Origin of the sequence: Microbacterium sp. 11MF, from assembly GCF_000383475.1 — a bacterium.
GTDB classification, from domain to species: Bacteria; Actinomycetota; Actinomycetes; order Actinomycetales; family Microbacteriaceae; genus Microbacterium; species Microbacterium aquilitoris.
On the sequence record NZ_KB911459.1, the window covers coordinates 1,274,510 to 1,296,965 of the forward strand.

The 22,456-nt window shown below is 67.4% G+C and carries 19 protein-coding genes; 8 read left to right on the forward strand and 11 right to left on the reverse strand.

Annotation, left to right across the window (positions count from 1 at the left end; translation table 11 throughout):
- Nucleotides 1-7 precede the first annotated feature (7 nt).
- Genes uvrC through H286_RS0106375 form a run of 3 tightly spaced genes read right to left on the reverse strand, consistent with a single transcriptional unit; the run spans nt 8 to nt 5,309 of the window.
- Complete coding sequence (gene uvrC / locus H286_RS0106365; RefSeq protein WP_020097515.1) at nt 8-1,927, reverse strand: excinuclease ABC subunit UvrC; 1,920 nt, start codon at nt 1,925-1,927, stop codon at nt 8-10.
- 1 nt (nt 1,928) lies between these two features.
- Nucleotides 1,929-4,814, reverse strand: a complete 2,886-nt coding sequence (gene uvrA / locus H286_RS0106370; protein WP_018186498.1) for an excinuclease ABC subunit UvrA — start codon at nt 4,812-4,814, stop codon at nt 1,929-1,931.
- Between the two features lie 54 nt (nt 4,815-4,868).
- Entirely contained in the window at nt 4,869-5,309 is a 441-nt protein-coding gene (locus H286_RS0106375; protein WP_020097516.1) for a MarR family winged helix-turn-helix transcriptional regulator, read from the reverse strand.
- A 40-nt stretch (nt 5,310-5,349) separates the two neighbouring features.
- Between H286_RS0106375 and H286_RS0106380 the strand changes: the two genes are divergently transcribed.
- On the forward strand, nt 5,350-5,586 hold the full coding sequence (locus H286_RS0106380) for a hypothetical protein (RefSeq protein ID WP_018186496.1): 237 nt from the start codon (nt 5,350-5,352) through the stop codon (nt 5,584-5,586).
- A gap of 16 nt (nt 5,587-5,602) precedes the next feature.
- Here the strand turns inward: H286_RS0106380 and uvrB are convergent, their stop codons facing one another.
- The 6 genes from uvrB to H286_RS0106410 form a co-directional block, all read right to left on the reverse strand.
- Nucleotides 5,603-7,684: an excinuclease ABC subunit UvrB gene (gene uvrB, locus H286_RS0106385; protein WP_020097517.1), complete on the reverse strand. Its 2,082-nt coding sequence runs from the start codon at nt 7,682-7,684 to the stop codon at nt 5,603-5,605.
- A gap of 61 nt (nt 7,685-7,745) precedes the next feature.
- Nucleotides 7,746-8,342 carry a dephospho-CoA kinase gene (gene coaE, locus H286_RS0106390; RefSeq protein WP_020097518.1) on the reverse strand — a complete coding sequence of 199 codons (597 nt, stop codon included), beginning with the start codon at nt 8,340-8,342 and terminating at the stop codon, nt 7,746-7,748.
- A 23-nt stretch (nt 8,343-8,365) separates the two neighbouring features.
- A complete protein-coding gene (locus H286_RS0106395) occupies nt 8,366-9,553 on the reverse strand; it encodes a hypothetical protein (protein WP_020097519.1) in 1,188 nt (395 codons plus the stop codon).
- On the reverse strand, nt 9,550-11,202 hold the full coding sequence (locus H286_RS0106400; RefSeq protein ID WP_020097520.1) for a sensor histidine kinase: 1,653 nt from the start codon (nt 11,200-11,202) through the stop codon (nt 9,550-9,552). The genes H286_RS0106395 and H286_RS0106400 overlap by 4 nt, the downstream gene beginning before the upstream one ends.
- Nucleotides 11,203-11,365: 163 nt before the next feature.
- Nucleotides 11,366-12,817, reverse strand: coding sequence for a 30S ribosomal protein S1 (gene rpsA, locus H286_RS0106405; protein ID WP_018186491.1), 1,452 nt, complete (start codon nt 12,815-12,817; stop codon nt 11,366-11,368).
- Nucleotides 12,818-12,964: 147 nt separating this feature from the next.
- Complete coding sequence (locus tag H286_RS0106410; protein ID WP_269208869.1) at nt 12,965-13,246, reverse strand: YchJ family protein; 282 nt, start codon at nt 13,244-13,246, stop codon at nt 12,965-12,967.
- Between the two features lie 230 nt (nt 13,247-13,476).
- Here H286_RS0106410 and H286_RS0106415 point away from each other — a divergent pair, with 230 nt between their 5' ends.
- The 3 genes from H286_RS0106415 (at nt 13,477) to H286_RS0106425 (ending at nt 15,843) form a co-directional block, all read left to right on the forward strand.
- Complete coding sequence (locus H286_RS0106415) at nt 13,477-13,998, forward strand: hypothetical protein (RefSeq protein WP_196800622.1); 522 nt, start codon at nt 13,477-13,479, stop codon at nt 13,996-13,998.
- A gap of 227 nt (nt 13,999-14,225) precedes the next feature.
- Nucleotides 14,226-14,909: a hypothetical protein gene (locus H286_RS0106420; protein ID WP_020097523.1), complete on the forward strand. Its 684-nt coding sequence runs from the start codon at nt 14,226-14,228 to the stop codon at nt 14,907-14,909.
- A gap of 16 nt (nt 14,910-14,925) precedes the next feature.
- Nucleotides 14,926-15,843, forward strand: coding sequence for a 5'-3' exonuclease (locus tag H286_RS0106425; protein WP_020097524.1), 918 nt, complete (start codon nt 14,926-14,928; stop codon nt 15,841-15,843).
- 2 nt (nt 15,844-15,845) lie between these two features.
- Here H286_RS0106425 and H286_RS0106430 read toward each other — a convergent pair whose 3' ends face one another.
- Both H286_RS0106430 and trpD read right to left on the reverse strand, forming a co-directional pair.
- Nucleotides 15,846-16,838: a PHP domain-containing protein gene (locus H286_RS0106430; RefSeq protein WP_020097525.1), complete on the reverse strand. Its 993-nt coding sequence runs from the start codon at nt 16,836-16,838 to the stop codon at nt 15,846-15,848.
- Nucleotides 16,839-16,847: 9 nt separating this feature from the next.
- A complete protein-coding gene (gene trpD, locus H286_RS0106435; protein WP_020097526.1) occupies nt 16,848-17,900 on the reverse strand; it encodes an anthranilate phosphoribosyltransferase in 1,053 nt (350 codons plus the stop codon).
- A gap of 122 nt (nt 17,901-18,022) precedes the next feature.
- On the opposite strand from trpD, the gene ctaE reads away from it, so the two are divergent.
- From ctaE to qcrB, 4 genes are read left to right on the forward strand one after another with little or no spacing between them, the layout of a single operon-like run.
- Complete coding sequence (gene ctaE, locus H286_RS0106440) at nt 18,023-18,667, forward strand: aa3-type cytochrome oxidase subunit III (RefSeq protein WP_018186484.1); 645 nt, start codon at nt 18,023-18,025, stop codon at nt 18,665-18,667.
- A 24-nt stretch (nt 18,668-18,691) separates the two neighbouring features.
- Nucleotides 18,692-19,492 (forward strand): cytochrome bc1 complex diheme cytochrome c subunit, encoded by an 801-nt coding sequence (gene qcrC, locus H286_RS0106445; protein WP_018186483.1) that lies wholly within the window; start codon nt 18,692-18,694, stop codon nt 19,490-19,492.
- A 39-nt stretch (nt 19,493-19,531) separates the two neighbouring features.
- Nucleotides 19,532-20,608: a cytochrome bc1 complex Rieske iron-sulfur subunit gene (gene qcrA, locus H286_RS0106450; protein ID WP_020097527.1), complete on the forward strand. Its 1,077-nt coding sequence runs from the start codon at nt 19,532-19,534 to the stop codon at nt 20,606-20,608.
- Complete coding sequence (gene qcrB, locus H286_RS0106455) at nt 20,605-22,428, forward strand: cytochrome bc1 complex cytochrome b subunit (RefSeq protein ID WP_028497416.1); 1,824 nt, start codon at nt 20,605-20,607, stop codon at nt 22,426-22,428. The genes qcrA and qcrB overlap by 4 nt, the downstream gene beginning before the upstream one ends.
- The last annotated feature ends 28 nt before the right edge of the window (nt 22,429-22,456 follow it).

Genomic DNA, 22,456 nt, shown 5'->3' on the forward strand with positions numbered 1-22,456 from the left:
TCCCAGCCTAACCACCGGATCCGGCAGTGACCGACCCGACGGCCAGATGCGAGTGGATGCTGGAGGCCAGGCGCGGACCGATACCGGGAAGCTCCTGGATCTCCTCCGGGGTCGCCTGCTTCAACTTGCTGACCGATCCGAAGTGCCGGAGCAGCGCCTTGATACGCGCCTCCCCCAGGCCCGGGACCTCGGCCAGGACCGTGGTGATGTCACGCCCGCGCTTCTTGCGCTGATGCGTGATCGCGAAGCGGTGAGCCTCGTCGCGCAGGCGTTGCAGCAGGTACAGGGCCTCGGAGGACCGCGGGAGGATGACCGGGAAGTCGTCGTCCGGCAACCAGACCTCCTCGAGGCGCTTCGCGATCCCGCAGAGCGCGATCTCTTCGTGACCTGCGTCGCGCAGGGCCCGAGCGGCGGCCGCCACCTGCGGCTGGCCGCCGTCGACGAGGAGCAGCTGAGGACGGTAGGCGAAGCGGGGCCGCTTGCGCGTGGTGTCCACCTCACCGTCAGCCATCGGGTCGATGGCCCCCTGCTCGGCCTCATCGCGGTCGATGTGGGCCAGACGCCGCATGAGCACCTGGTACATCGAGTCGGTGTCGTCGGTGGTCTCGCTGACCGAGAAGGAACGGTACTGATCCTTGCGGGGCAGGCCGTCCTCGAACACCACCATCGAGGCGACCACACCCGTCCCCCCGAGGTGCGAGACGTCGAAGCACTCGATCCGCAGCGGCGCCTCGGACATCCCCAGCGCCTCCTGCAGATCGGTGAGCGCCTTGGTGCGGGACGTGTAATCGCTCGTCCTGCGGGTCTTGTGGAGCATGAGCGCCTGCTGCGCGTTGAGGGTCGCCGTGCGCATAAGGTCCGCCTTCTGGCCGCGCTGCGCGATCTGGACGGCGACCTTCTTGCCGCGCCGGGACTGCAGCCACTCCTCGAGCTCCGCGGTGTCGTCGGGCAGAGTCGGGACGAGCACCTGACGCGGAATGTCCTCGGCCCCGGCGGCTCCGTACGCGCGCTGGAGGATCTGGTCGACCAGCTCCGGGCCGGAGATGTCGAGCTCCTTGTCGATCGTCGTCGCGCGCACGCCGCGCACCCGCCCGCCGCGGACGATGAAGTGCTGCACCGCCGCGGACAGCTCGTCCTCGGCGACACCGAAGAGATCGGCATCCGTGTCCTCACTGAGGACGAGCGCGCTGCGGTTGAGGACGGCGTCGAGGGCCTGCAGCTTGTCGCGGTACGAGGCCGCGGTCTCGTAGTCCATCGCGGCCGCCGCTTCGCGCATGCGCGCTTCCATCCGCTTCGTGTAGCGCTTGTCGCTGCCCGACATGAAGGCGATGAAGTCGTCGACGATCGCGCGATGCTCCTCGATGGTGACCTTCATCGAGCACGGGCCGCCGCATCGGCCGATCTGGCCGGGGAAGCACGGCCGCCCCGTCGCCATCGCCTTCTTGTACGACGAGTCACTGCACGTGCGGATCGGGAACACCTTGATCAGCTGATCGATCGTGTCGTGGACCGCCCACACCTTGGGGTACGGGCCGAAGTACTTCGCACCACGGATGCGGCGGTTCCGTGTCACGATCACCCGCGGCGCCTCGTCGCCGAGAGTCACCGCCATGTACGGGTAGGACTTGTCGTCCTTGTACCGGACGTTGAACGGCGGCGAGTACTCCTGGATCCACGTGTACTCGAGTTGCAGTGAATCGATGTCGGTCGCCACGACCGTCCACTCGACCTTCGCGGCCGTCGTGACCATGCGCCGCGTGCGCTCGTGCAGCGTGTGCAGCGGGGCGAAGTAGTTCGACAGCCGCGCCCGCAGGTTCTTCGCCTTGCCGACGTACAGGATCCGGCCATCCGCGTCGAGGAACCGATAGACGCCGGGGTCGGTGGGGATCTCCCCCGGCTTCGGCTTGTACGGCAGGACGGACGCCACCTCAGCCCGCCTTGCGCGCGGGCGCCACATCCAAGAGCTCGGCGAGGAACTGACCCGTGTGGCTCTCGGGAACCGCCGCGACCTGCTCCGGCGTGCCCGTCGCGACGATCGTGCCGCCGCCGGACCCGCCCTCGGGGCCGAGGTCGATGACCCAGTCCGACGACTTGATGACGTCGAGGTTGTGCTCGATGACGAGGACCGAGTTGCCCTTGTCGACGAGGCTGTTCAGGACTTCGAGCAGGCGCTGGACGTCCTCGAAGTGGAGACCCGTGGTCGGCTCGTCGAGCACGTAGATCGTCCTGCCGTTCGATCGACGCTGGAGTTCGGTGGCGAGCTTGACACGCTGAGCCTCGCCGCCCGAGAGCGTCGTCGCGGACTGCCCGAGCCGGACGTAGCCCAGGCCGACGTCGACGAGCGTCTTGAGGTACCGGTGGATCGCCTGGATCGGTTCGAAGAACTCGGCCGCCTCGGAGATCGGCATGTTGAGGACCTCGGCGATGTTCTTGCCCTTGTAGTGGACCGTCAGGGTGTCGCGGTTGTAGCGCTGGCCGTGGCACACCTCGCAGTCGACGTAGACGTCGGGCAGGAAGTTCATCTCGATCTTGATCGTGCCGTCGCCCGAGCACGCCTCGCAGCGTCCACCCTTGACGTTGAAGCTGAAGCGCCCCGGCTGGTAGCCGCGCGTCTTGGCCTCGGTCGTCTCGGCGAACAGCGACCTGATCCGGTCGAAGACGCCGGTGTACGTGGCCGGGTTCGAGCGGGGCGTCCGTCCGATGGGTGCCTGATCGACATGGACCACCTTGTCGAGGTGCTCGAGGCCGGTCACGCGGGTGTGCTTGCCGGCGACGCGACGCGCCCCGTTGAGCTTGGTCGCGAGGACTTCGTAGAGGATGCCGTTCACGAGAGACGACTTGCCCGACCCGCTCACCCCCGTGACGGCGGTCAGGACGCCCAGCGGGAAGTCCACCGTGACGTTCTGGAGGTTGTTCGCGCGCGCACCGACGACACGCAGCTGCCGGCCCTTGTCGATCTTCCGACGCTTCTTCGGCATGGCGATCGCGCGGCGTCCGCTGAGGTAGGCGCCCGTGATGGACTCCTCGTCGGTCAGAAGCTGGTCGACGGGACCGGAGTGGACCACGTTGCCGCCTTCGACACCCGCGCGCGGGCCGATGTCGACGATCCAGTCGGCCGCGTGGATGGTCTCTTCGTCGTGCTCGACGACGACGAGCGTGTTCCCGAGACTCTTGAGTCGCACGAGCGTCTCGATGAGTCGACGGTTGTCGCGCTGGTGGAGTCCGATCGAGGGCTCGTCGAGGACGTAGAGCACCCCTGTCAGGCCGGAGCCGATCTGCGTCGCCAGACGGATGCGCTGCGCCTCACCACCCGAGAGCGAACCGGCGGCGCGACTGAGGCTCAGGTAGTTCAGTCCCACCTGGATGAGGAAGTCGAGACGGGCGCGGATCTCGCGGAGCACCGCGGCCGCGATCGTCGCCTCGCGATCGGTGAGGGCCATGTCGGCGAAGAAGGCCTGCGCCTCGCCGAGGCTCAGGCGCGAGGCATCCGCGATCGAGTGTCCGTGGACGAGGACCGAGAGGACCTCGGGCTTGAGACGGTCGCCGTTGCAGACGGGGCACGGCACTTCGCGCAGGAACTCGGACCACCGCTGTCGCTGCGTGTCGGTCTCGGCCTGAGTGAACTGACGCTCGATGTAGGGGATCACGCCCTCGAACCCGGACGCGTACCGCATCTCACGTCCGTAGCGGTTCTTCCACTTGACCGTGACCTTGTAGTTCTCGCCCGAGAGGACCGCGTCCTGGATGTCGGCGGGCAGGTCCTTCCACGGGGTGTCGAGGGAGAAGCCGAGGTCGTCGGCGAGCCCGACGAGCAGACGCTCGTAGTACTGGAACAGGCCCTTGCCCTGCGTCGTCCACGGGACGATGACTCCCTCGGCGATGGAGAGCTCTTCGTCGCCGAGGAGCAGCTCGGTGTCGACGGACATACGCGTGCCCAGCCCGGAGCACGCCGGGCAGGCACCGAACGGTGCGTTGAACGAGAACGTCCGAGGCTCGATCTCGGTCAGCTGGAGCGGGTGGCCGTTCGGACAGGCCAGCTTCTCGCTGTAGCTCTGCCAGGCGTCGTCACCCTCTTCGTCGACGAAATTGACCTGCAGGATGCCGCCGGCCAGGCCGAGCGCCGTCTCCACCGAGTCGGTGACACGGGTCAGGATGTCGGGGCTCGCCACGAGGCGGTCGACGACGACGGCGATGTCGTGCTTGTAGCTCTTCTTCAGCGTCGGGGGCTCGGCCAGCTGCACGGCCTCGCCGTCGACGATCGCGCGGGCGTAGCCCTTCGCCGACAGCTCCTTGAAGAGGTCGACGAATTCGCCCTTCTTCTGCGAGACGACGGGAGCGACGATCTGGTACCTCGTCCGCTCGGGCAGCTCCATGAGCTGATCGGCGATCTGCTGGACCGTCTGGCGCTGGATGCGCTCACCGCACTCGGGGCAGTGGGGCACGCCGACCCGCGCCCACAGCAGTCGCATGTAGTCGTTGATCTCGGTGATCGTGCCCACCGTCGACCGAGGGTTCCGGTTGGTCGACTTCTGGTCGATCGAGACGGCAGGGCTGAGTCCTTCGATGAAGTCGACGTCCGGACGGTCCACCTGACCCAGGAACTGCCGCGCGTAGGAGCTGAGCGACTCGATGTACCGGCGCTGACCCTCGGCGAAGATCGTGTCGAAGGCGAGGCTCGACTTGCCCGACCCGGACAGGCCGGTGAACACGACGAGCGAGTCGCGCGGGATCTCGAGGTCGACGTTCTTCAGATTGTGGACGCGAGCGCCGCGGACACTGAGTTTGGAGGCGTGGGGAACGGGGACGATGGGCACCGGTCAATCCTAGGTTGGGCCACCGACACGGGCTCCGGTCTTCGCTCCGGGCGATCAGTCCGCTACCGTCGCCCGCCCTCCGGCGAAGGGCTGCAGGCCGTCACGGAGACGCGCCACGTCGTCGATGCCGAGCCCGACCCGCTCCATGATCTGTCGGGGCACGTCGAGGGCGCGTTCGCGCAGCGCACGTCCGTCCTCGGTCAGCTCGATGTCGAGGACGCGCTCATCGCTCGTGCGGCGTCGACGGGCGACACGCCCCTGCGATTCGAGGCGCTTGATCGTCGGGGAGAGACTCGCCGGCTCGACGGCGAGGGTCGAGGCCAACTCCCCCAGCGACTGGGGCGCCTTCTCCCACAGTGCGAGCATCACGAGGTACTGCGGATGGGTGAGGCCGAGCGGTTCGAGAACCGGCCGGTAGATCGACACGACGTTCCGCGCCGCCGTCACGATCGCGAAGCAGAGCTGGCTCTCCAGCTTCAGCACGTCTTCGTCCATCATGGTCCTCACTCCCCTAATAGTTAGTACACTAATCATTATGAACGAGGAACGGGAATCACGGCCGCCGCTGCGTCAGCGGATTCGGGCCGCCGGCGGGTTCTACTCGTGGTGGAACAGCCGCCTCATCCGTTACGCCGGTCCCGCGTCGGTGGGTCCGTACGAGAGCGAGCCGGAGCCGGTCCGCACGGAGCGCGCCTGCCCCCTGTGCGGGCAGCCGATGTCGCAGCACACGTTCGACCGCTCCGGCGAGCGCCCCCTCATGCACTGCCCCTGATCGGCGTGGGAGCCGGTCAGGCGTGACCGGCCCGCTCCATCGCCCGCAGCTCCTTCTTGAGGTCTTGGACCTCGTCGCGAAGCCGGCCGGCGAGTTCGAACTTGAGCTCGTCCGCCGCCGCGAGCATCTGGCGGGTGAGGTCCTCGATGGTCGCCTCGAGCTGGTTCGCCCCCTCGGCGGCGATGCCTTCGCGCCGCAGCTGCGGGGTCGGGCTCTTGCCCTTGCCCGACTTCGTCTTGCTCCTGCCGCGGCTGTCCATCATGTCGCGCGTGTCACTCGCCTCTCGCGCGAGGGCGTCGGTGATGTCGGCGATCTTCTTGCGCAGCGGCTGCGGATCGATGCCGTGCTCGAGGTTGTAGGCGATCTGCTTCTCGCGGCGACGTTCGGTCTCGTCGATGGCGGCGGCCATCGAATCGGTGATCTTGTCGGCGTACATGTGCACCTCACCCGACACGTTTCGCGCCGCACGACCGATCGTCTGAATGAGGGACGTGCCGGACCGGAGGAAGCCCTCCTTGTCGGCATCCAGGATCGCCACGAGTGACACCTCCGGAAGGTCGAGACCTTCACGCAGGAGGTTGATGCCGACCAGCACGTCGTAGACACCCTGACGCAGCTCGGTCAGCAGCTCGACGCGGCGGAGCGTGTCGACATCGGAGTGGAGATAACGCACGCGCACGCCGTGCTCCCCGAGGAAGTCGGTGAGCTCCTCGGCCATCTTCTTCGTGAGCGTCGTCACGAGGATGCGCTCGTCCTTCTCGACGCGGATGCGGATCTCCTCGAGCAGGTCGTCGATCTGCCCCTTGGACGGCTTGACGATGATCTCGGGGTCGATGAGACCCGTCGGTCGGATGATCTGCTCGACCACGCCGTCGGCGATGCCCATCTCGTACTTCCCCGGAGTCGCGGAGAGGTAAACCGTCTGCCCGATGCGCTGCTTGAACTCGTCGAAGCGCAGCGGACGGTTGTCCATCGCGCTCGGCAGCCGGAAGCCGTGGTCGACGAGGGTGCGCTTGCGGGAGGCGTCCCCCTCATACATGGCACCGATCTGCGGCACGGTGACGTGGGATTCGTCGATCACCAGCAGGAAATCGTCCGGGAAGAAGTCGAGAAGCGTGTGCGGAGCCTCCCCCGGCATCCGGCCGTCGATGTGCCGCGAGTAGTTCTCGATGCCGGAGCAGAAGCCGAGCTGCTGCAGCATCTCGAGGTCGAACGTCGTGCGCATGCGCAGACGCTGCGCCTCGAGCAGCTTGCCCTGCGATTCGAACTCCTTGAGCCGCTCCTCGAGTTCGTGCTCGATCGTGCCGATCGCCCGTTGCACGGTGTCGGTGCCGGCGACGTAGTGGGATGCGGGGAAGATCGGCACGCTGTCGAGCTTCTGCACGACATCGCCGGTGAGCGGATGCAGCATGTACAGGGCTTCGATCTCGTCGCCGAACAGCTCGATCCGCACGGCGAACTCCTCGTACACCGGGATGATCTCGATGGTGTCGCCGCGCACGCGGAAGTTGCCGCGGGAGAAATCGACGTCGTTGCGGTTGTACTGCATCGCGATGAACTTGCGGATGAGGGCATCGCGGTCATACCGCTCCCCCACCTGCAGCGCGACCATCGCGCGGAGGTACTCCTCAGGGGCGCCGAGGCCGTAGATGCACGAGACGGTGGACACCACGACCACGTCGCGCCGACTCAGCAGCGAGTTCGTCGTCGAGTGGCGCAGGCGCTCGACCTCGGCGTTGATGGAGGAGTCCTTCTCGATAAAAGTGTCCGTCTGCGGGACGTAGGCCTCGGGCTGGTAGTAGTCGTAGTAGCTGACGAAGTACTCGACGGCGTTGTTCGGCAGGAGGTCGCGGAACTCGTTCGCGAGCTGCGCCGCCAGCGTCTTGTTGTGCGCCATCACGAGGGTCGGCCGCTGCACCTGCTCGATGAGCCACGCTGTGGTGGCGGACTTTCCGGTACCGGTGGCTCCGAGCAGGACGACGTCGGTCTCGCCCGCGTTGATGCGCGCGGCGAGGTCGGCGATCGCCTGCGGCTGGTCGCCGCTCGGGACGTACTCGCTGATGACCTCGAACGGCCGGACGGATCGCGTGGTCTGCATGGATCCAGCGTAGGCCGGGGTCCCGACACCGGCTCCGGCGTTCGCCGTCGGCGTGGGCGGGTCAGGCCGTGAGGCGGGCCCAGAGGTCATCGGTCTGCGCGAGCGTCTCGTCGATCGAGCCCGCCGTGTCGATGACGACGTCCGCGATCGCCAGACGCCGCGCGTCGTCGACTTGCGCCGCCAGCCTCGCGTCCGCCTCCGCCTCTGTCATCCCACGAAGGGAGATCAGCCGTTCCCGGCGGAGCGCGGCGGGTGCGTGGGCGACGACGATCAGCTCCCAGGGGTCCTCCGCGCGAGCCTCGAGCAGGAGCGGCACGTCGTAGACCACGACGGCTCGCGGGTCGGCGTCGACCGCAGCGCGGAAGCGCCGTGCCGACTCCTCGCGCACGGCGGGGTGCACGATCGCGTTGAGTCGAGCCACGGCATCCGGATCACCGAAGACCCGAGAGGCGAGGCCTGCACGGTCGAGCTCGCCCGCCGCTGTCAGCACGTCCGGCCCGAACTCCGCCGCGATCGCGTCGAGGACCGGAGAGCCGGGCTGTTGAACGTCCCGGACGATCGCATCCGCGTCGACGACGACCGCCCCGCGCTCGGCCAGCCGGCGAGCGATGGTGGACTTCCCCGATGCGATTCCGCCGGTCAACGCGATGAGTGGCACCCCTCGAGGATGCCACGGACCGCCTACGTCAGGTGAGAGCGCGCCTGATCCAGTCCGCCGAAGAGGACGGATGCCTCGAGGCTCCGCGACGCGCGCACCGCGGCGCCGCGCGCCGACTCCATCAGCACGTCCGTGTCATAGCCGACGGTCTCGGTCAGTCCGATGCCGACACCGACGACGGGCAGGAGTCCGGTCGGATTGCCGGCGAGGTCGTCGATGCAGCCGCGGTAGATCACCGCGCCCTGACGACGCGCATCGGCCGCGGTACTGGCGACACCGCAGACCGCCAGTGTGGAATCGCCGTCCTCGCCCACGAACGCCGAGGCCGGCGCGTGTCGACGCACGGACCGGCGCCATTGGGCGGCGAGCTCGTCGGCGGCATCGGATCCGAAGGCGGCCGCCATCTCGTCGAGTCCGTCGACATGGACGACGATCACGCTGACGAGTTCCTGACGCCACCCGGCTCGCTCCGCCATGTCGCGAAGCGCGTCGCGGTAGGTCCGGCCGAGCAGGATGCCGTCGGAGGCCACGCCGTTCTCGCTGAGCCATTCGTAACGCTGCGTCGCACTCTTGGTCGCGCGCAGGGTCGAGGTGACGACGACCGCGACCATGGTCAGGACGACCGTCGCGATGTTCGCCGAGATGGAACCGAACCAGGTCTGGAAGAACACGCCCTCCGGCCCGTCGATGACGAAGCAGAGGAGCCGGGCGGCGTAGTACGCGGCTGCGGCGAAGAGGACACCTGTGAGCAGCTTCGCATTGCCGATGCGTCCCATGGGCCTTCGCAGCGCCTCCCAGCCACCCGCGAGGAAGAACAGCACGATGTGGGCGGCCATGACGGTCCACCCGCCCCATGCTCCATCGACCGGAACGCGGATGACGGCCGCCAGGAACGTCGTCACCGCGAGGACGCCGACGACCACCGACGGCCACGTGATGGGGCGGTCGTTGAAGCGTCGATTGCCGAGCCACATGAACGCCGGAGTGAGGACGAATGCGGAGTTCCCGATCGCGATGGCGATCTCGCCCCCGATGCCGGCAGCCCAGGAGATGTACGCGAAGGCGGTCGCCGTGCCGCACAGGTACGCGACTGCCCACAGCCGGCCCGCGCCCGCGTCGCGCCGTCGCAGGGTCTCGATGACGAAGATGCCCGTCGCCACGAACGCGACCAGAGCCGTCATGACGGTCACCGAGAAGAGGTCGAGCTTCATGCGGCCCCCTCCGAAGCGGCAACGGGCGTGCTGGTCGCATGCGCGGGGAGCCTGACCATGAACGTCGTGCCAACTCCCTTCGCCGAGGTGACGGTGATGTCGCCGCCGTGCGCGCGGGCGATCTCGCGGCTGATCGCGAGCCCCAGACCCGTCCCGGCGACCCCGGACTCGGCTCGGAAGAACCGCTCGAACAGCCTGTCCTGATCCTCCGGCGAGAGCCCGATCCCCGTGTCGCGCACGAGGAACCAGGAGACATCGCCGTCCGTCGCACTGTTCAGCGTGATCGAGCCGCCGTCACGGTTGAACTTGATCGCGTTGCTGATGAGGTTGTCGACGACCTGACGCACGCGCGCGGGGTCGATGAACGCCGGGGTGTCGCCGACCTCGTCCACATCGATGCGGATGGCTCGCTCGCGGGCGATCGGGGCGAGGTCGGATGCCGCCGCCCGCACGACCGCGCCGAGGTCGTGGAGGACGGGGGATATCGTCACCTCGGCCGACATCCTCGAGGCGGTCGACGCGGCGAGGATCCCCGAGACGATGCCGAGGAGCCTCTCGCTGTTGCGATAGGCGACATCGACCTGTCGGTGCACGTTCTCGGGCAGGTCCTCGGTGTCGAGCACCAGTTCGAGGTAGCCGATGATCGAGGTCAGCGGTGTGCGCAGCTCGTGCGACACCGACGCGACGAGACTGTCGCGCGCCTTCAGAGCAGTCCGCTCATCGGTCACGTCGCGCGCGACGAGGACGACGCCCGCAGGGTTGCCGTCGGCATCCCGCATCCGTCGCGCGGTGAGACTGAGGGCCGCGCGACGCGAGTCGGACACGGCGTACCAGACGACGACGTCATCGAACGTCTCGCCCCGGACGATGCGGGCCAGCGGCCGATCCTCGGAGGAGAGCGGTGTCTCGCCGTCCGCCGCGAAGATAGTCTCGGTGCCATCGGGTCTGCCGAACCCCGGGATGCGTCGCTGGAACCGTCCGAGGGCATCGTTCACGAAGGTGATCTCGCCGTCCGCCCCGATCCGGAGCACGCCGAAGTCGACGGTGTCGAGCACCTCGGTCAGCAGCTGTTCTTGGCGGCTGGCATGCCGGAGCGCGGCTGTCAGGCGTTCCGCCTGCCGGTCGAGCAGCGCGCGCTGTGCAAGGAAGCGTCGAGTGGCGTTGTAGGTCGACGCACCGATCGCGATGACGACGGCCGGGAGGACGATGACGGCCCAGGTGAGCTCGAAGTCCGGAACGAAGAGGAGTGCGACCCAGTACGACCCGATGGATCCGACGCATGCGACGACGAACCACAACCGCCCCATCGACGACAGCCACATCGTGGGGAAGGCCCAGAGGAGACCGATACCCGGGACATCCGAGGTCCGCATGAGCCCGATCGCGACGATGTCGCACAGTGGGATGACGGCGACCCACGAAGGGTGCAGTCGCGACCAGGGGACGGCGAGACTGGCGATGGCCGCGACGATGACGAGCACCGCACCGGGAGCGAACTGGGGTGCGTCGGGCAGCCATCCGCCGGGGATGCCGGACAGGAAGATCGCGGCGACGATCACCGTGAGGAGCAACTGGTTGTTCGCCGCGACTCGATCGCGGAGCTCGGTCAGCGGGAGCTGACGGGACGGCGCATCGAAGAATCGGCGCATCCGCGTGCCCGCCCTGTCGGACGGTGATCGATCTGCGGTCGATCCTTCGTTCTCTTGCGCCACACCTGCACGTTACCGGCCCATCGGCGGCGCGGCATCCGTCCGGGGAACGACCGAGGGGCCGGAGCACATGGCTCCGACCCCTCGATTCAGATGGTGTCGATCAGCGACCGGACAGCTTCTCGCGGAGAGCAGCCAGCGCCTCGTCGTCGGCGAGGGTACCTGCACCGTTCGAGACCTCGGACGAGAAGGACGACGAACCCGAGTCGGCGGGAGCAGCGGCCTCGGCCTCGAGGGCCTTGGCGACGGCAGCCTTGTGGGCTTCCCAGCGACCCTGAGCAGCGGCGTACTCGGCCTCCCAGGCGAGGCGGGCCTCGTCGAAGCCTTCCTTCCACTGGTTGGTCTCGGGGTCGAAGCCCTCGGGGTACTTGTACTCGCCGTTCTCGTCGTACTCGGTGACCATGCCGTACAGCGCCGGGTCGAACTCGGTGCCGTTGGGGTCGACCGACTCGTTCGCCTGCTTGAGCGAGAGCGAGATGCGGCGACGCTCGAGGTCGATGTCGATGATCTTGACGAAGACCTCTTCACCGACGGAGACGACCTGCTCGGCGAGCTCGACGTGCTTGCCGGAGAGCTCGGAGATGTGCACGAGGCCCTCGATGCCGTCGGCGACGCGGACGAACGCACCGAACGGGACGAGCTTGGTGACCTTGCCCGGAGCGACCTGACCGATCGCGTGGGTACGGGCGAAGACCTGCCACGGGTCCTCCTGCGTCGCCTTCAGCGACAGCGAGACGCGCTCGCGGTCCAGGTCGACCTCGAGGATCTCGACGGTGACTTCCTGACCGACCTCGACGACCTCGGATGCGTGCTCGATGTGCTTCCACGAGAGCTCCGAGACGTGGACGAGACCGTCGACGCCACCGAGGTCGACGAACGCACCGAAGTTGACGATCGACGAGACGGTGCCCTTGCGGACCTGACCCTTGTGGAGGTTGTTGAGGAAGTTCGAGCGCGACTCGGACTGCGTCTGCTCGAGCAGGGCGCGGCGCGACAGGACGACGTTGTTGCGGTTCTTGTCGAGCTCGAGAATCTTGGCCTCGATCTCCTGGCCGAGGTACGGCGTGAGGTCGCGGACACGGCGGAGCTCGATGAGCGACGCGGGGAGGAAGCCGCGGAGGCCGATGTCGACGATGAGACCACCCTTGACGACCTCGATGACCGAACCGGTGACGACGCCGTCGTTCTCCTTGATCTTCTCGACGTCTCCCCAGGCACGCTCGTACTGTGCGCGCTTCTTGGAGAGGATCAGGCGGCCTTCCTTGTCCTCCTTCTGGAGGACGAGGGCCTCGACCTGGTCGCCGACGTTGACGACCTCGTTGGGGTCGACGTCGTGCTTGATCGACAGCTCGCGCGAGGGGATGACGCCCTCGGTCTTGTAGCCGACGTCGAGGAGGACCTCGTCGCGGTCGATCTTGACGACGGTGCCTTCGATGAGGTCTCCGTCGTTGAAGAACTTCAGGGTCTTCTCGACCGCGGCCAGGAAGTCCTCAGCAGATCCGATGTCGTTGATGGCGACCTGCTTGGTGGCCGGGGCGGTCGTTGCGTTAGTCATGTAGGGGGTTGTCCTTGGATGGTGTTGTATTCGGGCCCCGGAGCTCATCCGCACGAGGACGCGCGGAAGCCGATCGGGGCAAGGTGGTTGGTGTTGCGATGCTGCGCGGGCGCGGCACAGGTGCCACGCGTGCGACGCTCCAGGGTATCAGACAGCGCTGACGTAATACCAGACGCCCGAGCGCCGCACGAAGCGGCTGTCCTCCTCCATGACATGCGGATCGCCTGCGTCACCGTCGACCCAATGGGCGCGGAAGCGCACCCTCCCGGAGCGACCGTCCTCCGACGTGTTCGCGCTGAGGATGTCGAGCCGCATCCAGGTGACCGCGTCATCGAGCGAGAGGCCGTCGGGCCTGGTCCCGGGGAACCACGTGTCGATCAGGTGGCGCGCATCGCCGAGCGCGAAGGCGGTGAACCTCGAACGCATCAGGTCTTCGGGCGTCCCGGCGGCGTGACCGTCGAGAACGGGTCCGCAGCACGACCCGAACGGGCGCCGACCGCAAGGACATGGTGCGTCGAGCGCGACCCGACGTCCCCGACGAGCGGATGCCGCAGCCCCGAACGACATGGTCCCTCCCCATATCCGCGAATGACGTCAGCGAGCCTACGCGCTGTGGAGAATCGTTCGCCCGGCGTCCCGCTTTCATTACCGTGGACCGCATGATCGCTCGACGTTCCGCAGCGCTGCTCGCCACGGTCGCGCTCGTCACCGCCCTCGCGGCCTGCGCACCGGCTGCCGCTCCGAAGCCCTCCCCCACGCCGACAGGGTTCGCATCGAAGGAAGAGGCGTTCGCCGCCGCCGAGAAGACGTACCGGGCGTACATCGACGCGCTCAACGAGGTGGACCTGTCAGACCCGGCGACGTTCGAGCCGGTGTACGCGTACCTTCGCGGCGACGCCCTAGCGAGCGAGAAAAAGACGCTCACCCAAATGCACGCCGATGGATGGACTGTGTCGGGCAAGACGACCCTCCCCCAGATCTATGCGGGCAACGCGCTCGGCGAACTAATCGTTTGCCAGGACGTGTCGGCCGTCGACGTGACTGACGCTTCCGGCAGCTCACAAGTGGCTCCGACCCGACCAAATGTGTTCGCACTAGACGTGAAGGTTGAATTCGACCCCACATCCCTCACAGCGGCCAAGGTTTCGAAGAGTCAAGCCGTGGAGGACAGCCGTTGTTAGACCGACTGCGATGGGCCGCTGTCGGACTTACGGTCCTTTTCACTCTGTCGCTAGCGGCCCCGGCCAGTGCGGCTAATGGCGGTTGCTTCGGCTCCAACACGTGGACAGATTGCCAAGTGCAAGACAACGGCTCCTCCGTCTCGATTGGCGCGACGCGTGAATACGCCTCAGCGCCCTCTGTCCCAGATCGCGGCTCGAACCGCGGCGGAGGCGGCGGCGGCGGCTCGGTGAACGTCCCTCCCCCGCCCCCGGACCCCGACGCCTACTACCCCGGCGCACGAACCCGCGACGAGTGGCTCGCGCAGTGCGCATTCGACCAGGCGTGCGCGGACGCGGTCGTGGCCCCGGGCGGAGCACCGCTACCGGGAACCGAACAGGCCGACCAGCAGCCCGCCGACCCGGCTCCCGCGCCGGCGGCGCCCGACCCGACCACCGCGACGATCGAGGACGTCGCGCAGTTCGCGCCCCAGCCGCCGCGGGTCATCGGCGAACCGGACGGTGTGGGGGTGGTCGGGATGCCCACGAACTTCGTCGTCGACGCCGCCGAGCACACCGTCACCGGCCGGATCTTCGACGTCCCCGTGACCGTCCGCTTCACGCCCGTCTCGTACGCCTTCGACTACGGCGACGGGAGCACGCGCGAGACGACCTCACCGGGAACGTCGTGGGACGATCTCGACGTCCCACAGTTCACCGCGACGGACACCAGCCACAGCTACGGCGCAGCCGGGGAGTACGAGGCGAGCGTGACGATCCGCTACGCGGCGGAAGCGGATGCCGGCGGCGGCTGGTTCCCGATCGCCGGACTCCTGGAGCTCAACACGCCGACCACCGTCATCCGCGTCGTCGAGGTGGACACGGCACTCGTGGAACGCACCTGCGACGAGGACCCGAGCGGTCCCGGCTGCTGAGTGCGAGGATGAGCGCGTGACCGACCGCCTCATGCTGCTCGACTCCGCCAGCCTCTACTTCCGCGCGTTCTACGGCGTGCCCGACACGGTGAAGGCGGCAGACGGTCGTCCTGTGAACGCCGTCCGCGGCTTCCTCGACATGATCGCGAAGCTCGTCGACACGTATGAGCCGACCCACCTCGTCGCCTGCTGGGACGACGATTGGCGGCCGCAGTGGCGCGTCGATCTCATCCCGTCCTACAAGACGCACCGCGTCGCCGAGGCGGTCGCGTCGGCCCCCGACGTCGAGGAGATCCCCGACCCTCTCGAGAGCCAGGTCCCGGTGATCCGTGAAGCGCTCGGCACACTCGGCATCCCGATCATCGGCGCTCCGGACCACGAGGCCGATGACGTCATCGGGACGCTCGCGTCGACGAACACCATCCCCGTCGACGTGGTGACCGGCGACCGCGACCTGTTCCAGCTCGTCGACGACGACCGTGGCGTCCGCGTCATCTACACGGGCCGCGGGATGAGCAAGCTCGAAGTACTCACCGACGCCGTCGTCGTCACGAAATACGGCGTCCTCCCATCGCAGTACGCCGACTTCGCCGCGATGCGAGGCGACGCGTCCGACGGACTCCCGGGTGTCGCCGGCATCGGCGAGAAGACTGCGGCGACGCTGCTGGCCGCGCACGGCGATCTCACCGGCATCCGGAGCGCTGCCGAGGCCGGCGAAGGGATGAGCGCGGGCGTCAGGGCGAAGATCCTCGCTGCCTCCGACTACCTCGACGTCGCGCCGCGCGTGGTCGAGGTCGTGCGGACGCTCGATCTACCGCCCGTGGATGCCCGCATCACCGCGCCGGACGAGGAGGCGGTGGCGCAGTTGGCGGGCACCTGGTCACTCGGATCCTCGGCGACGCGCGCCCGCGCAGCGCTCACCGCCCGGGCCTGACCCTAGGTCGTCGACGCCCACTCACGGAGTCGCGCGAGCGGCCACGTGGTGATGACGCGGTCAGCGGGCACACCGGCGCGCTCCGCGCGCGCCGCGCCATGGTCCAGCAACGACAGCTGCCCCGGGGCGTGCGCGTCCGAGTCGATCGAGAAGAGGCATCCGATCTGGATCGCGAGGGCGAGCAGATCGTCCGGCGGATCCTCCCGCTCCGGGCGGGAGTTGATCTCGAGCGCGGTGCCGTGTTCGGCGCACGCTTCGAAGACGGCTCTCGCATCGAACACCGACGGCGGACGGGTCCCCCGCGCCCCCGACACGAGGCGGCCGGTGACATGGCCCAGCACGTCGACGCGGGGATCGGATGCCGCAGCCACCAGGCGGCGCGTCATCGGCGCCTGCTCCATCCGCAGGGCGGAATGCGCGGACGCGACGACGATGTCGAGGGATTCGAGGAGATCGTGCTCCTGGTCGAGGGAGCCGTCGTCGAGGATGTCGACCTCGATCCCGCTCAGCAGGGTGAACGTCTCGTCGCAGAAATCAGGGATGAGTGCGAGCTGCTCGCGGAGCCGCTCCGCAGACAGTCCGCGCGCCACCCTGAGCCTCGGCGAATGGTCGGTCAGAGCGAGGTAGTCATGGCCGAGCGAACGCGCGGCGTCGACCATCGATTCGATCGATGTCAACCCGTCGGACCACTCCGAGTGGGCGTGCAGATCGCCCCGCAGGAGCGGACGCAATGCCGACACCTCGGTAGGCGCGACTCGTTCCCGCAGGTCCGCAAGGTAGGTCGGCACGCGCCCGGAAAGCGCCTCCGAGATCACGGCGAAGGTGGAGGCGCCGATGCCTTTCCGGGCGCGCAGGCGGGAGACGTCAGCCCGCTCAGCAGGGCTCAGACCCGCGAGGGAGTCTGCGGCTGCTCGGAAGGCCTTCGACTTGTACCGGGACGCGCGATCGCGCTCGAGGAGCTCCGCGATCTCCGTGAGGGCTTCGATCGGGTCCACGGTGCGCGCTCAGCGTCCGGACGCGGCGACCCACGCATCGAGCTTGGCCCGCGCGGCGCCCGCGTCGACGGCGGCTGCCGCTTCGGCATAGGCGTTCGCGAGTCGCTCGACGAACGGACGCTGGAGCTCGGCGGCATCTTGGAACAGCCGATACGACACGATGCCGGCGGCGGCGTTCAACAGGACGATGTCGCGGACCGGACCGGATTCGCCGTCGAGCACGCGACGCACGATCGCCGCGTTGTGCTCGGCATCGCCGCCGAGCAGGTCAGCGATCTCCGCCCGTGGAATGCCGAGGTCGCGAGGATCGAGGTCGTGCTCGCGCACGTCTCCCCGGCTGACCTCCCAGACGCGGCTGTGGCCTGTCGTGGTGAGTTCGTCCATCCCGTCGTCGCCACGGAACACGAGCGCCGTCGCACCGCGCGTCTGGAACACACCGGTGATGAGCGGCACCCGGTCGAGGTGAGCGACCCCGACGGCGTTGGCTTCGGCGCGCGCCGGATTGCACAGCGGCCCGAGGAAGTTGAAGACGGTCGGGATGCCGAGTTCCGCCCGCGTCGGTCCGGCGTGCCGGAAGCCAGGGTGGAAGGCGGAGGCGAAAGCGAAGGTGATCCCGACCTCGTCGAGGACCTCCGCAACACGCTCCGGAGTCTGCGTCAGATCGACACCTAGTGCAGCGAGCACGTCCGATGACCCTGACTTCGAACTCGACGCGCGGTTGCCGTGCTTCACGACCGGGATGCCGGTGGCCGCCACGACGACCGAGGCGGTCGTCGAGACGTTCACGGTCCCGTAACGATCGCCTCCCGTGCCGACGATGTCGAGCACGTCTGCCGGCACGGGGAGCGGCACCGCAGCCTCGAGGATGGCGTCGCGGAATCCCACGATCTCATCGACGGTCTCGCCCTTGGCCCGCAGCGCGACGAGGAACCCGGCGAGCTGCGCAGAGGTCGCGTCACCGTTCATCACCTGGCGCATCGCCCAAGTCGATTCGGACACGCTGAGGTTCTCGCCGTCCAGCACCGTGGAGAGAATCTCGGGCCAGGAGTACATGTCCGCCATGACCCCCGATCCTACTCAGCACTCTGGCAGGCGACTCCCGGCGGGCCCATCGACGGCGCCGACCCGGCGGAAAGAGACAAGTACCTTCAGGAATGCGAAACCCTCCCCCAACATCGGCCATAATGGGGAGCGTGACGACCACTCCCGCGACATACAACCAGGCACTGCGTTCGGTGAAACGACCGGACCCCGTGGCTGTCGGCACGATCGTGTGGCTGGGCAGCGAGGTCATGTTCTTCGCCGGCCTCTTCGCCATCTACTTCACGATCCGCAACACCTCGCCGGAGCTGTGGGCAAGTCGCACCGAGCTGCTGAACGTGCCGTTCGCCGCGGTGAACACGCTCATCCTCGTGCTGTCGTCGTTCACCGCTCAGGCCGGTGTGTTCGCCGCCGAGCGCTTCCAGCCCTACCGTCGCGGATCCTTCTGGAACTTCCGCCAGTGGGGAATGGTCGAGTGGTTCTACCTGACGTTCATCATGGGCGCCGTCTTCGTCTCGGGCCAGGTGTGGGAGTACGCCACCCTGGTCGCCGAGGGCCTGCCGATCAGCGAGGATTCCTACGCGTCGGCCTTCTACATCACGACCGGTTTCCACGCTCTTCACGTGACGGGTGGCCTCATCGCCTTCCTGCTCATCATCGGGCGCGCATTCGCGGTCAAGAACTTCGGTCGAAAGGAGATGACCTCCGCGATCGTCGTGTCCTACTACTGGCACTTCGTCGACGTCGTGTGGATCATCCTGTTCGCCGTCATCTACTTCATCCGGTAATACAGAGCGGAGCTGAGTTCCTCAATGGCATCCAAGACCCCGCGTCGGCACACGGGCCGTCGCAGCAAGTGGGCGGCAGCCGCTCTCATCGGCGTCGGCCTGCTGCTCACGGGTGGCATCTACGCCGGCGCATCCGCTGCCATGGCGTCGACCACGTCCACCGACACGGCATCCGCGCTCACCGTCGAAGACGGCAAGAAGCTGTTCCAGGCGAACTGCGCGACGTGCCACGGTCTCGACCTCGAGGGCACCGCTGACGGCCCCTCCCTGTACGGAGTCGGCGAGCTGTCGGTCGAGTTCCAGGTCTCGACGGGCCGCATGCCGCTCCAGGCTCAGGGACCGCAGGCTCCCCAGAAGGCGCCGCAGTTCACCGAGGACCAGATCAAGGCGATGGCGGCCTGGGTGCAGTCCGTCGCCCCCGGACCGACCTACCCCGACGAGAAGATCCTCGACGGCGGTGGCAACCTGACGGAGGGCGCCGAGCTCTTCCGCATCAACTGCGCGATGTGCCACAACGTCGCCGCGGCTGGTGGCGCGCTGACCGAGGGCAAGTACGCCCCCGCGCTCACCAAGACCAGCCCGCTGCACATCTACGCCGCGATGGTGACCGGGCCGCAGAACATGCCGGTCTTCAACAACATGACCATCACGCCGGACGAGAAGCGCGACATCATCTCGTCCCTCATGTACCTGCAGAAGAGCGAGCCCGTAGGCGGGTTCACGCTCGGGTCGCTGGGTCCCGTGTCCGAGGGTCTCTTCATCTGGATCTTCGGCATCGGCACTCTCATCGGCATCTCGGTGTGGATCACCGCGAAGTCCAACTGACCCACCACTGACGTAAAGAATTTCAAGGCGAGGAGCACAATGTCACACGAGGAAGAGCCGCAGGCGCTCGAGAAGGCTCCTCAGCCTTCATCGGGGCTCGTCGTCGCGGTCGCCGACCCCGTGCAGAACCCCGGTCTGCCGCCCCACCGTGAGCGGATGACCGATAAGGACCCGGCGGCGATGAACCGTGCGGTCCGTACCGTCTACACGCTGTTCTACATCTCTCTCGCCGCCAGCCTTTGGGCCGTGGCCGCGTACATGCTGTTCCCGATCGAGAGCGGCGACTTCGGTGAAATCCGGAGCAACAACCTCTTCATCGGTCTCGGCATCGGGTTCGCTCTGTTGACCATCGGCATCGCTGCGATCCACTGGTCGAAGGCGATCATGCCCGACAAGGAGCACATCGAAGCTCGTCACTCGACCCGCGGCAAGGAGTCGACCCGCGAAGCAGCGGTCGACGTCTTCCGTGAGGCGAACGAGGAGTCCGGGTTCGGACGCCGAACGGCGATCCGCGGCGGACTCATCGCCGCTGTCGTCGCGTCCATCGTCCCCGGCGTGACGCTCTTCCGTGGGCTCGCTCCGCACTCCTCCGAGGAGAAGCCGCTCGCCGGCGACCCGGTCGCGCTTCTTAAGCACACCATGTGGAAGGAGGGTGAGCGCCTCGCGCACGACCCCTCCGGCCTCCCCATCCGCGCTGCGGACATCGCCCTCGGCTCCGCCGTCCACGTGATGCCCGAATCGCTCAAGGATGTCGACCACCTCGACGGCTACCTCGAAGAGAAGGCCAAGGCGATCGTCCTGCTCATGCGGCTGCTCCCCGAGCAGCTGCCCGCCGAGTACAACCGCCTCGACTGGTCCTACGACGGGATCGTGGCGTACTCGAAGGTCTGCACCCACGTCGGATGCCCCGTGGCACTCTACGAGCAGCAGACCCACCACCTTCTCTGCCCGTGCCACCAGTCGCAGTTCGACGTGTCCCGCGGCGCCGAGGTCATCTTCGGCCCGGCCGCCCGACCGCTCCCCCAGCTGCCCATCACGGTGGACGCAGACGGTTACCTGATCGCTAAGAGCGACTTCGAAGAGCCCGTCGGGCCAAGCTTCTGGGAGCGTCATTGAGCACCGCGACTGAATCCGCTCCGGCCACCACGGTGGTCCGACCGGCTGACAAGCCCCTCGGCGGCCGCTTCATCGGCGCCACCGCGAACTACCTCGACGAGCGAACGAGCATCTCGGGCCTCGTCAAGGAGATCGGGCGCAAGATCTTCCCCGACCACTGGTCGTTCATGCTCGGCGAGATCGCGCTCTGGAGCTTCGTCGTTGTCTTCCTGTCGGGGTCGTTCCTGACGTTCTTCTTCGAAGCGTCGATGGCTCCCACGCACTACAACGGCGCGTACGCACCCTTGCGCGGCATCGAGATGTCGGCGGCCCTCGAGTCCACGCTGAACATCTCGTTCGACCTCCGCGGTGGCCTGCTCGTCCGACAGCTGCACCACTGGGCAGCCCTGCTGTTCATCGCCGCCATCGGCGTGCACATGCTGCGTGTCTTCTTCACGGGTGCGTTCCGCAAGCCGCGCGAGCTGAACTGGGTGATCGGCTTCGTGCTGTTCATCCTGGCGATGGCGCTCGGATTCACCGGGTACTCGCTCCCCGACGACCTGCTCTCGGGCAACGGTCTCCGCATCATCGACGGAATGATCAAGGGCCTCCCCCTGATCGGCACGTGGACCTCGTATCTCCTCTTCGGAGGCGAGTTCCCGGGTACGGCGATCGTGAACCGTCTGTACACGCTGCACATCCTGTTGCTTCCGCTCATCCTCATCGCGCTCATCGCGGCGCACCTGATGCTGATGATCATCAACAAGCACACGCAGTTCGCCGGCCCCGGCCGCACGAACGACAACGTCGTGGGCTACCCGATGGTGCCGATCTACATGTCGAAGATGGGCGGCTTCCTGTTCATCACGTTCGGTGTGCTCGTGCTGATCGCCTCGATGTTCACCATCAACCCGATCTGGAACTACGGTCCTTACGACCCGTCGCCCGTGTCTGCGGGAACCCAGCCGGACTGGTACATCGGGTTCGCCGATGGTGCGCTCCGCCTGGCCCCGTCCAACCTGGACGTCGTCCTGTTCGACCGCACCTGGTCCTTCGGCATCCTGCTGCCGGTCGCCGTCCTCGGCCTGTTCATCGTCCTCGTCGCGATCTACCCGTTCATCGAGGCGTGGGTCACCGGCGACAAGCGCGAGCACCACATCGCCCAGCGTCCCCGTCACGCACCGACGCGCACCGCGATCGGTGTGGCCGGCGTGATCTTCTACGCCGTGCTCTGGGCCGCCGCTTCCTCGGACATCATCGCGACGCACTTCCATCTCACGATGGAGGGAGTGATCCACTCGCTCCAGGCGCTCCTGTTCATCGGGCCGATCGTCGGGTACTTCGTGACGAAGCGCATCGCGATCGCTCTACAGAAGAAGGACCGCGAGATCGCGTTGCACGGCTACGAATCCGGTCGCATCGTGCGCCTCCCCGGTGGCGAGTACATCGAGGTCCACCAGCCTGTCGACGCTTACGAGCGCGTCAAGCTCATCGACTTCGAGATCCACGAGCCCCTCGTGGTCCGGCCCAACGACAACGGTCGCATCGCGTGGCACCAGAACGTCCGCGCATCGCTGTCGCGTTGGTTCTTCGAGGATCGCCTCTCCCCCGTCACGCAGGCTGAGGTGGATGCCGCGATCGCCCACCAGCACCACGAGCTCGAGCACATCGAGCACGAGGAGCAGGAGGAGATCCGTGGCGCCCACGAGCGCGCCGGAGCTCCGGACGCACCGCTCCGCCCGATCGACGACGGCCACAACCCTGAGACGGCCAACCGCCCGTCGAACATCATCGTGGTGGACGACGCACCCGCCAAGAAGGACGACCACTCGAACGATTGAGCTCGTCTGGCAGAAAAGCGGCGGGGTC